This is a genomic window from Streptomyces sp. NPDC053079 (assembly GCF_044546695.1).
Taxonomy (GTDB): domain Bacteria; phylum Actinomycetota; class Actinomycetes; order Streptomycetales; family Streptomycetaceae; genus Streptomyces.
Genome location: NZ_JBITZJ010000003.1, coordinates 494,360 through 505,436 on the forward strand (window position 1 = coordinate 494,360; position 11,077 = coordinate 505,436).

Below are 11,077 nucleotides of genomic sequence, written 5' to 3' on the forward strand. Positions count from 1 at the left end.
CTCAGCTGTCCGACGTGACGGGTTCCTTCTCGGGCCTGCCGGGCACCGCGTCCCCGTCGGCGAATCCCGTGAAGCGGTCCGGGCGGTACAGCCGGTGCATGGGGTGCGGCTGCCCCCGGAGCGAGGCGAGAACGGCGTGCGCGACGGCGGGCGCCTGGGCGAAGCCGCCGGTGTTGTGGCCGCCGTTGACGACGAAGAGCCCACCGTCCTCGGTCCGTTCGGCGTGGTAGACGCCGAGGGACGTCGCCGTCCAGGGCCGGACGCAGTACTTGAAGTCGTAGTTCTCCGCCGGGTGCGAGGAGCCGGTGAGGGGCTCGTGGCCGGGGAAGAGCCGTTCGACGGTGTCGAGGATGCCGCGCTTCATCGCGTCGAGCTGGCGCTCGTCCACGGCGTCCGGGTCGGCCCCGGTGTAGCCGTAGCCTGATCCGACGATCAGGATGTCCCGGCCGTCGGCGTCCACGGCGACGGTGACGTTCGCGTCCTCGGTGACGTGTCCTTTACGGGCCACCTTGAGCGAGTTCTTCAGGCGGACGGTCCCGTTGCTCATCCGTATCCAGCCGCCGAGGACACCGTGGATCCTGCCTTCGCACGGGGATCCCTCGAGAAGAGCCCTTCCGTGGACACCGGGCGAGGCGACGACGTGGGCGCCGGCGGGAAGCGGGACCGGGCAGTCGAAGGCGACGATCCGCCCTGAGGCGTCGCGCCGGACCCCGGAGACGGGGGTGTCCCAGAGGAAGGCGGCGCCCCGGCCCTTGAGGTGTTCGACGATCCTGGCGGAGAACTTGTGGACGTTGAGGGTGAACCCCGGAACGGTGAAGCCGCCGACCAGGACGCCGGTGCGCATCGGCTGGACCAGGCCGGGGTACTCCCGGGCGATGCCGCCGGGGGTGAGCTCGCGCACGGCGACGCCCATCGCGTGGTGGCGCGCCACCGCCGCTTCGAGATGGGCGCGATCGCTGTACAGGCGCAGGATGCCGTCCGCGAGGACGACGTCCTCGAACAGGCCGGGGTGGCGGTGGCGCAGCTGCTCCCAGCCGTCGTGGGATTCGGCGTTGAAGGCGAAGACGTCGGCGTTGTAGGCGCGGGCCAGCCAGGAGGGGATCCTCTCGAACTCCTCGATCCACGCCGCCTCCTCGCGCGAGGCGGGGTGCCGGTCCGAGGCCAGCCAGCCCGCGTTCTCCACGGGCGCCCGGAAGTAGTCCGGGCCGCCGGTGTGCGGATCGCGGTTGTTGTAGCTGTCCATCTCCGTGAGGGTGAACATCCGTGCGTCGTCGCCCGCGTGGGTGCAGCCGTACCGCCGCCAGTCGGCGCTGCCCGGTGCGGGTGACCTGTCGGCGATCGTCACCCGGAATCCGTGGTCCGTCAGGTGCAGGGCCGTGATGAGGTTGACGATGCCGGCGCCGATCAGGACGACGTCGCGCTGCCCCTCGACGAGGAGCGGAGCCGGCGTCCTGGTGCGCGTGAACCACTGTTCGCAGGCGCGTAAGGCGTCGCCGGTCGGCTCCAGGCCGGTGCCGTCCTGCCGGTATTCGCTGATGCCGGCCGGTGCGCAGGCCACGGGGCCGGCCGGCTGTGCGGGAGCGGCCGGGTAGGCGAGGAACTTCGGCCCCTTGAGGCTCTCGGACCACAGCCGGAGCATGGCGTCGTCCGGCCGGCGGGGGGTGATCAGGGCCGTGGCACCGTGGAGGATGAGGGCGTCGAGCAGCTCCTCGTCCGGCTCGCCGTGGAGGCCCGGTATGTGGACCACGTTTCCCGGCCGCAGGAAGTCGGAGGTCTCGAGGTCCGGGTCGGAGGTGGTCAGCAAAATTTTCATGGTGGAGAGCGCTCCCTGTCCGCTGACGCGGTGTGCGACGAGAAGGGTCAGTTGCCGAAGGGGAGAGAGCGGCGACGCATCCGGAGGCGGGGCGCGCCGCCGTTCGCCGCGGTCGCGGCGCCCATGTGGATCCCCGTGCCGATCCACCCGCTCGCGAACGCGGCCCGGAGGTCGCCAGTGGCGGACAGCGCGAGCAGCTTCGCGCCGGTGTCGTCGTGCGTGCCGTGCGCCGCGTCGTCCTGTGCGGGGTCCCAGCCGCCGGGGAAGGGCCGGTAGAACAGGAACCGCAGGTTTCCGCCGAACTTCTCGACGAGGCGGACGGGGCGGAATCCCGCGCCGATCAGCGACCGGACCCCGTGCGGGTTCCGGGGTGAGCTGGTGGCGAAGAGGTGCCGGATCCCCGTCTCCTCGAGGTCGGCCAGGGCCCGGGTGTTCATGAGGGCCGACAGCCGGTGCCCGCGCCACTCGGGCAGGACCGCGATCGTGTCCCAATGGGCGACGTGGGCGTATTCCCGCGGGGGCAGCGGAACGTCCTTCGCCAGGTTGAATTCACGGTCCCGCGGAAAGTAGACGATGCGGTAGGCGACCGTGTCGCCACGGTGCCGCACGGCGTAGCAGCGGCCGCCGTCGGCCAGGCAGTAGGAGAGGAACTCGGCGGAGCTGCGCTGGAACACGCTCGGGTCCGGAAGCCCGGAGTGGATGCGTTCCTGCAGGTCGAGGAGGAGTCCAAGGGCCTGCGGCCCCAGGCGTTCGACCGCGAACATCACGCCGCTCCCGCGGCGGCGACGAACGCGGAGATCAGCGGGTCGCCCGCCTCGCTCCCGCCCTTCACCGGCAGCTCGGGGTGCCACAGCACGCCGACGGCCCAGCAGTCGCCGGTGTACTCGATCGCCTCGACGAGCGAGTCGTCGGCACGGGCGGTCACCCGCCAGCGCGCGTCCGTGTCCTCGCCGAACTCCAGGCCCTGGTGGTGGTAGGAGGTGACGAGCATGGACTGCTGTGCGTAGGCGTCCCGGACGCGGCTGCCCTCCGTCAGCGTGACGAAGTGCTCCGACGTCTCGGTCACCGACGTGCGGTGGGCGACGAGGTCACCCAGGACGTCGGGTACGTGCGGGATCAGGGTGTGGCCCGCGACGACGTGGAGTATCTGGCAGCCGCGGCAGATGCCGAGCGTCGGCACGCCCGCTTCGAGGGCCATCCCGGCGAGGGCGAGCTCGAAGTCGTCGCGGTCCGGGAAATAGTCGTAGCCGTCCTGCCGTCCGGCGCCGCCGTAGCGCGAGGGGTCCATGTCCTCGCCTCCAGTGAGCATGAGGCCGTCGATGGAGCGCAGGACGTCCGCGCACCGGGACGCGTCGCCGAAGGGGACGAGGACGGGAAGGCCTCCGGCCCGGACGACTTCGTCGACGTAGCCCTCGTGGACGCAGTAGCTGCGCAGGGCCTTGCGATAGCGTGCCGTGATGCCGATCCGCGGAGTCATGACCGCGGCAGGAAGACGAAGGCCGGATGCCGTAAGGAGAGGGCTCCCCGGCGTCCCCCCTGCCAAGTGGTGCGCATATCTGGAATCCCCCTGGAACAGTGAGCCCTGCCGGCATGCTCCGGAGGTCCGCTCCGCAGCGGCCCTTCCGGTACGGCAGATGTCTTCTCAAATCAGGTGATCTTGCAGCGAGTTGTCACACTAGGCGAAGGTTCTACGGTGCCGCAACTGTTCGATCATTGCTTTGTCCGCCCGTCACCGCACCCCCGCGGCTGTGCGGTTGAACGGCTTCTCACGAGGTGGCAATGTCGTCCTCCGTGATCGACGACTACGAGTTCTCGAGCGACCCGGCCCGCGTGGACGGCGCGTTGGTCCATCACTGGCTCTCCACCGACGCCTACTGGGCACTGGGCCGCACCCGCGAGAAGCAGGACTGCGCGATGGCCGGCTCGTTGAATTTCGGCGCCTACGAGAAGGCGTCGGGCGCCCAGGTCGCCTATGCGCGTGTGGTCACGGACCGCGCGACGTTCGCCTGGCTGTGCGATGTCTACGTCGACCGCCGGGCCCGGGGCAAGGGGCTGGGCACCGCGCTGGTGACGGGGGTGCGCGACCATCTCGCGCCCTTCGGCATCAAGCGCGTCCTGCTGTCCACCGGGGACGCCCACGGCGTCTACGAGAAGATCGGCTTCCGGCCACTGGTCGCTCCGGGCAACTGGATGGCCTACGGGCAGCAGTAGCCGCCCGGGCCCCTCCAGCAGGAATCCCGGCCGCCGCCGTCCTACGCTGGCTGAAGGGGCGAGCGCCAGGGAGCTGCCATGACCACGACGAAGTGGTTCTTCGAGCCCGGTCACACCGGTGCGGAGTTCTGCGCCAGACACATGATGGTCACCTACGTGCGCGGCCAGTTCAAGAACGTGCGCGGGACCGTGGAGGTCGACCCCGACGAGCCGGAGAAGGCCCACGTGGAGGCGGTGATCGACGCCACCCAGGTGTACACCGGCCAGCCCGAGCGGGACGCCCACCTGCGCAGCGCCGACTTCTTCGACGTCGAGAACCACCCGACGTGGACGTTCGTCTCCTCGCGCGTCCACCGGGTGAGCGCGACCGGCTTCGAGCTCACCGGCGATCTCACCGTACGCGGGGTCACGCATCCCGTGACGTTCGAGGTGTCGTACCTGGGGCAGTGGGACACCCCCTGGTGGGAGGACGGGCAGGACAGGGGGCCCAGGCGGCGCGCCGGGTTCACGGCCAAGGCACGCCTGAACCGTCATGACTACGGCGTGAGCTGGAACGACGTGGTGGACCGGGGCGGGGTGGTGGTCAGTGACATGATCGATGTCCTGGTGGATGTCGAGGCCGTCCTCGAGCCCGCCGGGCAGGCCGCGTGACCGGGCGGCCGGCGGCTCAGCCCGGCTGCCCGCCCGTCGCCGCCGGGCCGATGCGCAGGGCGGCCACGAGGTCGCGGTAGAGCCCGTCCTCGCCGAGGAGTTGGGCGTGGGTGCCCAGGGCGCGGAGGCGGCCGCGGTCCAGGACGATGATCTGGTCGGCGTCGGTGACGGTGGAGAGCCGGTGGGCGATGGTGAGCACGGCTCCGCGCTCCGCGACCCGGTGGACGACGTCCCGGACGGCGATCTCCGTCAGGCCGTCCAGCTGGGCGGTGGCCTCGTCGAGCAGGAGGATCTCCGGGTCGCCGACGAGGGCGCGCGCCAGGGCTATCCGCTGGCGTTCGCCACCGGACATGGTCGGCCCCGCGAGCACCGTGTCGAGCCCGTCCGGCAGCTCCCGCGCCCTCTCCTCGAGCCGCACGGCGCGCAGGGCCGCCCAGAGTGTGTCGTCGTCGGCCGCCGGGTGGCGGCAGAGCAGGTTCTCGCGCAGTGATCCCGGGAGCAGGGGGGCGTCCTGTTCGACGTAGGCCATCCGGGCACGGACGTCGTCCAGGGGCCAACGGGGGTACGGCACGCCGTCGAGGGTGAGCTCGCCGCGCTGGGGCTGCAGGAAGCCCAGCATGAGGGAGAAGACCGTGGTCTTGCCGGCCCCGGACGGGCCGACGATGGCGGTGTGCCCGCAGCGCGGGACGCTGAAGGTGACGCCGTCCAGGGCGGGCGGGCCGTCGGGCCGGTGACGGGCCGTCACCTCGCGGAAGGCGACGACGGGGACGGACGGCGGGGCGGGCGCGGTCCTGGGCGCGGGCGCCGTCGCCGGTGCCGGACGGAGCGGTTCCGCCTCCATGCGCTGCAGCTCGCGGATGCGTGCCGAGGCGGCCATGCCCGACTGGAGCTCGGTGACCGTGCGGGTCAGGCCGCTGACCGGGTCCAGGATCTGGAACGCGTAGAGGAGGAAGGCGACGAGGCTGGAGACGGGGAGCGCTCCCTCGGTCACCCGCCACGCACCCAGCGCGAGGACGATCAGGATGGCGATGTGGATGCCCCCGGCCGCCACCGTCCACGCGACGGCCTCGAAGCGGACGGCCCTGATGCTCTGCCGGGTCGATTCACGGGCCTCGGCGAGCACCCGGTCGCACTGTCTGCCCTCGGCCCGGGCGGCCTTGACCGTGCGGATGGCGCGCAGGGAGCCTTCCAGGACGCCGCCCAGGCGGCCGACGGCGGCCTGGGCCTCGCGCTGGGCGGCCGCCAGCGGCGGCATCAGCAGGGCGATCACCAGCCCGATGACGGCGAGGGCGCCGAGCGTGGTGGCCAGCAGCACCCAGTCGAGGGCGCCCATGAGCACCAGCGAGCCGGTGAGCAGGACGACGGCGTTGATGAGGTCCACGACCGACGTCGCGGCCGCCTCGCGCAGCAGCAGGGTGTCGGAGGTGACGCTGGTGACGAGTTCACCGCCGGCGCGCCCGGCGAGGACGCCGACCCGGGCGCGCAGCAGGCGCCTGACCATGGCGCTGCGGGCCTCCAGCACGATGCGTTCGGCGAGGCCGCCGAGCATGACCCACTGGATGAGCGCACAGCCGGTGCCGGCCACCAGGAGTCCGACGAGAAGGGTGATCGCCGGGCCGACGGGGGCCTTCGTCCCCAGCCCGTCCAGGATGTCCTTGGTGACCAGGGGGGTGGCCAGCTGGGCCAGGGTGGTGCCCAGCCCGAGCAGCAGCCCCAGCAGGAGCAGGCGGCGGTGCGGGCGGGCGAACGACCACAGGACGGCCGCGTTCCGCCACCGCCCGCCCGCCGCGTGCGCCCCGGCGGGCTCCGCGTCCGCCTCGCTCGCCTCCTGGCCCGTCACAGCAGGGGGAAGGCGTAGGAGAAGCGGTTGAGGTGCATCATCATGCACGACAGCAGGGCGCCGCCCTTGTGGTACTCGGACAGGTTGAAGTAGGAGACCTCGAAGGCGAGCCGGGAGGCGACGTCCTCCAGTCTCCGGTTCTTGCGCACTTCGCTGTCGTACTCCTCCGTGCCCGCCTTGAGGTCGTGGATGTGCGAGGAGTTGAGGATGACGTTGTTGAGGCGCACGGAGTTGCAGATGCCGGTGTAGGCGTCGTCCTCGTCGACGTCGATGATCTCCGTGTGCTTCTCGAGCTCGCGGATCTCCGCCTGGTCGTAGAGCGAGGTGCACACCAGCGTCTGTTCCGGGGTGAGGGGGAAGACGGTGCAGTCCAGGTGGTACATGCGGGGGTCGGTCATCCGGAGCTTGACGACCTGCATGTCGAAGGTCCGTTCCATCCAGGTGTACGCCTCGGCGTCGGAGCGCTGGCCGTAGCCGCCCACATAAACGTTTCCCCGGAGGTACTTCAGCTCCGCCTCCCCCTCGAAGCGCGCCTGGGGTATGTGGGTGTCGTAGCCCATGGCCCGGAAGAAGTCCCGGCCCACGGGGGTCTCCGCCTGCCGGGGCGGTGAGGTGAAGCGGGAGACGACGACGGTGTTCCGGTCCTCGGTGTGCTCGAGCACGATGCCGAGGTTCGCCGTGAAGACGAGGTCCTGGAGCCCGGTGGTCCGTGGCGTCGGCAGGAGGGTCACCAGGGCTTCGGAGGCCACGTAGTTGTAGAGGTCGAAGAACTGCACGAAGGCGCGTTGCGCGTCCGGTGTCCGTTCCTCGTCGGTCAGGTCCTCCATCCAGACGTTGTTGGCGACTTCGCAGGAGTAGGAGAACGGCGGGTTCATCAGGAAGGCCGGCCGCCCCAGCTGGCTGGGGTTGGCGGGGTGGTCGCTGAGCCGCTCCCAGGGTTCGCCGGACGTTTCGGCCGGACGGGCCGCGTTGGACATGGGTGTGTCTCCTTGGTCGGCACGTGGACGGTTGATGGCCGCCGGGCAGGCCGGTTCCGTGCGGGAACCGGATCGCGGCGCACGGATCCTCGGTCGGTACGGGTCGGAGAACGCCCCGCGCGGGCGGGGGGATGGTGCCGTCGCTCAGGCGGGGACGGAGACGGTCAGCTCGTGGCCCTCGTGGAGCGTGATGACGAATTCCGTCCGGCCCCAGGGCCGGCGTTCCGGCTGACCGTCGACGCGGGCTCCGGCGTCGACGGCCCTGCGGTGCAGGGGGCCGGCCGCGGTGGCGACGTCGATCTGGAGCCGCACCGGGCTCACCCGCTGCCGGCGGCCGACGGCCGCGAGCCGGAACCGGGGGCCGCCGCTCCACGGTGTCAGGGCGAGTTCGGCGAACTCCGGCGGATCGCCGATGACGAAGCCCGTACGGGCACCGAGCGCGGCGCCCAGCAGGGCGAGGGTGGCCGCGACGTCCCGCACCGGCAGTTCGGCGATGACGCACAGGGGCGTGGCCGGCTCGTCCTCGCGCGGCCTGCCGAGGACGACGACCTCGTGGGGGCCGGCGCGGTGGGCGTAGTGCTGGGCGAGCCGGGCGCGTTCGCTCAGTCCCGCGCGCCCGGCCACGGCCAGGGAGCGGTGGTTGGCGGCCTCGACCCAGGCCTCGACCCGGTCGAGGCGGAGGTCGCCGAGGGCGTGGCCGACCACGGCCGTCGCCGCTTCCGTGGCGTAGCCCCGGCCCCAGGCGTCCTTGCGGAGCAGCCAGGTCAGCCCCGGCACCTCGACCTCGCCCAGGAGGCCCGCCATGCCGAGGGCCTCGCCGTCGGCCGTCCTGACCGTCCACAGCCGGGCGCCGCTCTGCCCGGTGCAGGAGGCGAGGTAGCGCTCGGTGTCGGCGACGTCGGCGCAGGCCGGTCTGGTCCACCAGCGCATCACTTCATCGTCGCCGTACGCGCGGTGCAGCGGCGCGGCGTCGGCGGCGGGGTCCAGCGGCGTCAGGGCCAGCCGGGCCGTGCGCAGCGTCGTGTCGTGTGCTCGCATGTCGTCAGCCACCGGGCGGCTTTCCCACGGTCCAGCCGTCCGGGGAGAGCCGGGCGCGGCTGGTGCTCGTGTCGGTCAGGGTGGCGCAGAGGCTGTCGGCGTCGGCGGGTGCGGTCCCCGGCAGCATGACCTTGCAGCGGCGGGCCCAGCCCGGGCCGTCCGGGTCGCGTCTGCTCAGGTACAGGAAGCGCTCGCCGCGTGTTCCGTGGACGAACGGGCCGGCGAAGTCGAGGGCTCCGCCCTGGGCATCGGCTCCCTTGCCGGCGCTCACCGGGCGGAGCTTCACGTCGACTTCGTAGCGCGTCGTCGCGTCGGGCAGTACCCGGCCGGGCAGCAGTGCCCCGGACTTGTCCTGCAGCCCGACGTCCCCGGGGTTCCCGGTGTCGCAGGCGGGTGCGGGGCAGGTGAGGAGGACGCGGAGGGTCCTGTCGTGGCCGGCCGTCGTCATGGGACCAGGTCGAAGTCGTCGGGGGCGGCGAAGGCGAGGTCGTCGCGGCAGAACCGCTCCCACTCGGGTGTCACCGCGTCGAACACCACGTCTTCTCCGTGCCAGATGGAGCGGGTGACGATGAGGTCGTGGTGGAGGTAGAACACCGTGGACGCCGCGCCGTCCTCCTCCTCGTCGCTCTCCCCCCGCTCCTCCCACCGCGGGTAGCGGGCGAGCTCCGCCACCGGGTAGGCGCGGCAGTACGGTTCCCAGGTGCGCCGCGGCGCCGCCGCGGGGCCGCTCGCGGCGTCCTCGGCGGCGCGCAGTTCCCGCGCCGCGTCGAGGTGGCCGGCGGCCAGGGCGATCTCGTAGGGGGTGCGCGCCTCGCGCCCCACGGCGCCGGGGTCCGCCCCGGCCGCCAGGAGGGCGCGTACGGCCGCGACGTCGCCCCGGCCGGCCGCCCGGTCCAGGGCGCTCCAGTCGTCATCGTCCCTGGCGGTCAGGTCCGCTCCGGCGGCGAGTGCCGCGTGGAGGGCCGCCAGGTCGCCGTTCCTGGCCGCTTCGACGAGCGCCGGGGCCGTCGCGCTGTCTCCCATGCCTGTTCCTCTCCGTCTCTTCTCCGGTGTCGTCCGGGCGGGTGCGGGGGGCTCGGCTCGTCGCTCAGTGCTCGGCGGCGAAGTGGACGCAGTTCCCGGCCGGGTCGCGCACCGCGAACTCACGCCCCCAAGGGGTGTCCGTCACCGCGGTCATGGCCGGGCCCGAGGCGTCCGCGTAGTCGGTGGAGAGCACCCGCGACCACTGCGCGTGCAGTTCGTCGAGGCCCAGGACCTCCACCCACGCGGAGGTGTTGTCCGCGACGAGCTGGTGTTCCGTCCGGCTGATGAAGAGCTGTACGTCGCCGTGGTGGATGCCCGCGAAGCCGTCGTCGGCGAAGTCCTCTTCGAAACCCAGCGTGCCGACCCAGAAGGCGACGCCGGCCGGTACGTCGACGGCGGTCAGGACCGGGATGGCACCCGTGAATTTCACCATGACGGATCCCTTTCGGAATTTCTCTGTCGTGCTGGTGGTAAATCGACTTCCACTTATCAGGAATTCAAGCTTCTCCGGTGCCCGCACACTCCGTGCCGGGAATGCGCGCGCACGGACCGGAAAGGTCAAGCTCTGGTAATGTGTGGAGAATTTTTTAATCGTAGCATAAGCGGCCGTCACGCAACTCGACTGCGGACGCGCCGACTTCACGCAGATGACGGTGGATCAGGCCGGTGGTGCGCTGGTCCGCGAAGAGCCGGACCGTGTCGTCGGGGTAGTCGCCGATTTCCACCCGGCCGATGCCCTGCCGGTTCATGAATCCGACGACGCGCTCCTCGAAGGAGGCGCGGTCCGCCAGGATCGCGTCCCGGGTGTGCACGTCGAGGGCGGGGTGCGTGACGTCCAGGAGCAGCACGACACGGGGCTCGGTCCCCTCGTGCCGGACCTCGTGTTCGAAGGAGTCGTCGAAGACGAGGCAGCCGCCCTCCTCCCAGCGCAGCCACTCCTCCCCGACCCGCATGGCGGGCCCCTCAGGCACCTTCAGCCCCAGGTGCACCCGCAGCCGGGCATTGGTGCCACCGCAGTGCGGCACGATGTGCGTACCCGGATGGAGCCAGGAGAGGGTGGCGACGCCGCTGCCCGCGTGCGAGGCCTCGGGGATGCCTTCGATCACCGCGGCCGTGACCGGGAACCGGTCGCAGGCGTCGTCGAAGCGGTGCCCCGCCTCGTAGAAGGTGACCTGCTCCCACCGGCCCTTGCCCAGCAGCGGCTCCTCGACCGGCAGGAAGCCCTGGCCCGCGGGATCGGTGACCGCGTCCAGCTCCGCGCGCATCGCCGCGTGGTTCTCCCGGAGATGGGCGGTGAACCAGAACGCGGACGGGTCGTACACCGGTCGCGGGGGGATCGAGGGGAGGTAGTGCACGGGGCGCTGCGCGGGGTGGCGCCACACCCCCTGTTCCACGGCGAGCGCGGCGCAGCGGCGCGCCGCGTCGTGATCGCCCTCCGCCTGCAGGGCGTTGATGAGCTCGGCGTAGCGGGTGCGCACGTCCTGGGACCTGCGGGGGGCGGCGTGGGTCATGGGCGAGTCCTCT

The 11,077-nt window shown here is 71.8% G+C and carries 12 protein-coding genes; 2 read left to right on the forward strand and 10 right to left on the reverse strand.

Translation table 11 applies throughout. From position 1 onward, the window contains the following. Window position 1: 1 nt before the first annotated feature. The 3 genes from ACIGXW_RS14570 to ACIGXW_RS14580 are packed head-to-tail and all read right to left on the reverse strand — an operon-like array spanning window position 2 to window position 3,290. Entirely contained in the window at window positions 2-1,813 is a 1,812-nt protein-coding gene (locus tag ACIGXW_RS14570) for an NAD(P)/FAD-dependent oxidoreductase (protein WP_399573216.1), read from the reverse strand. Between the two features lie 47 nt (window positions 1,814-1,860). Further along, complete coding sequence (locus ACIGXW_RS14575) at window positions 1,861-2,577, reverse strand: GNAT family N-acetyltransferase (protein ID WP_399573218.1); 717 nt, start codon at window positions 2,575-2,577, stop codon at window positions 1,861-1,863. Further along, window positions 2,577-3,290, reverse strand: a complete 714-nt coding sequence (locus ACIGXW_RS14580) for a gamma-glutamyl-gamma-aminobutyrate hydrolase family protein (protein ID WP_399573220.1) — start codon at window positions 3,288-3,290, stop codon at window positions 2,577-2,579. The genes ACIGXW_RS14575 and ACIGXW_RS14580 overlap by 1 nt, the downstream gene beginning before the upstream one ends. 302 nt (window positions 3,291-3,592) lie before the next feature. Between ACIGXW_RS14580 and ACIGXW_RS14585 the strand changes: the two genes are divergently transcribed. Together ACIGXW_RS14585 and ACIGXW_RS14590 are read left to right on the forward strand one after the other, a co-directional pair. After that, a complete protein-coding gene (locus tag ACIGXW_RS14585; protein ID WP_399573222.1) occupies window positions 3,593-4,024 on the forward strand; it encodes a GNAT family N-acetyltransferase in 432 nt (143 codons plus the stop codon). 78 nt (window positions 4,025-4,102) lie between these two features. Beyond that, the gene (locus ACIGXW_RS14590) at window positions 4,103-4,675 is read left to right on the forward strand and encodes a YceI family protein (RefSeq protein WP_399573224.1); all 573 of its coding nucleotides are present in this window, start codon (window positions 4,103-4,105) and stop codon (window positions 4,673-4,675) included. A gap of 16 nt (window positions 4,676-4,691) precedes the next feature. Here the strand turns inward: ACIGXW_RS14590 and ACIGXW_RS14595 are convergent, their stop codons facing one another. The 7 genes from ACIGXW_RS14595 to ACIGXW_RS14625 all read right to left on the reverse strand — a co-directional run bounded on the left by ACIGXW_RS14595 (window position 4,692) and on the right by ACIGXW_RS14625 (window position 11,064). Further along, window positions 4,692-6,515, reverse strand: a complete 1,824-nt coding sequence (locus ACIGXW_RS14595) for an ABC transporter ATP-binding protein (protein WP_399573226.1) — start codon at window positions 6,513-6,515, stop codon at window positions 4,692-4,694. After that, window positions 6,512-7,492, reverse strand: coding sequence for an arginine deiminase-related protein (locus tag ACIGXW_RS14600; RefSeq protein WP_079274645.1), 981 nt, complete (start codon window positions 7,490-7,492; stop codon window positions 6,512-6,514). Before ACIGXW_RS14600 ends, ACIGXW_RS14595 begins: the two co-directional genes overlap by 4 nt. 144 nt (window positions 7,493-7,636) lie before the next feature. Beyond that, window positions 7,637-8,530 (reverse strand): GNAT family N-acetyltransferase, encoded by an 894-nt coding sequence (locus ACIGXW_RS14605; protein ID WP_399573228.1) that lies wholly within the window; start codon window positions 8,528-8,530, stop codon window positions 7,637-7,639. A 4-nt stretch (window positions 8,531-8,534) separates the two neighbouring features. Next, window positions 8,535-8,978, reverse strand: a complete 444-nt coding sequence (locus tag ACIGXW_RS14610; protein ID WP_399573230.1) for a DUF5990 family protein — start codon at window positions 8,976-8,978, stop codon at window positions 8,535-8,537. Further along, complete coding sequence (locus ACIGXW_RS14615; RefSeq protein ID WP_071967492.1) at window positions 8,975-9,553, reverse strand: ankyrin repeat domain-containing protein; 579 nt, start codon at window positions 9,551-9,553, stop codon at window positions 8,975-8,977. The genes ACIGXW_RS14610 and ACIGXW_RS14615 overlap by 4 nt, the downstream gene beginning before the upstream one ends. A gap of 64 nt (window positions 9,554-9,617) precedes the next feature. After that, entirely contained in the window at window positions 9,618-9,986 is a 369-nt protein-coding gene (ble, locus tag ACIGXW_RS14620; RefSeq protein ID WP_399573232.1) for a BLMA family bleomycin binding protein, read from the reverse strand. 154 nt (window positions 9,987-10,140) lie between these two features. Next, window positions 10,141-11,064: an aspartyl/asparaginyl beta-hydroxylase domain-containing protein gene (locus tag ACIGXW_RS14625; protein WP_399573234.1), complete on the reverse strand. Its 924-nt coding sequence runs from the start codon at window positions 11,062-11,064 to the stop codon at window positions 10,141-10,143. Between the last annotated feature and the right edge of the window lie 13 nt (window positions 11,065-11,077).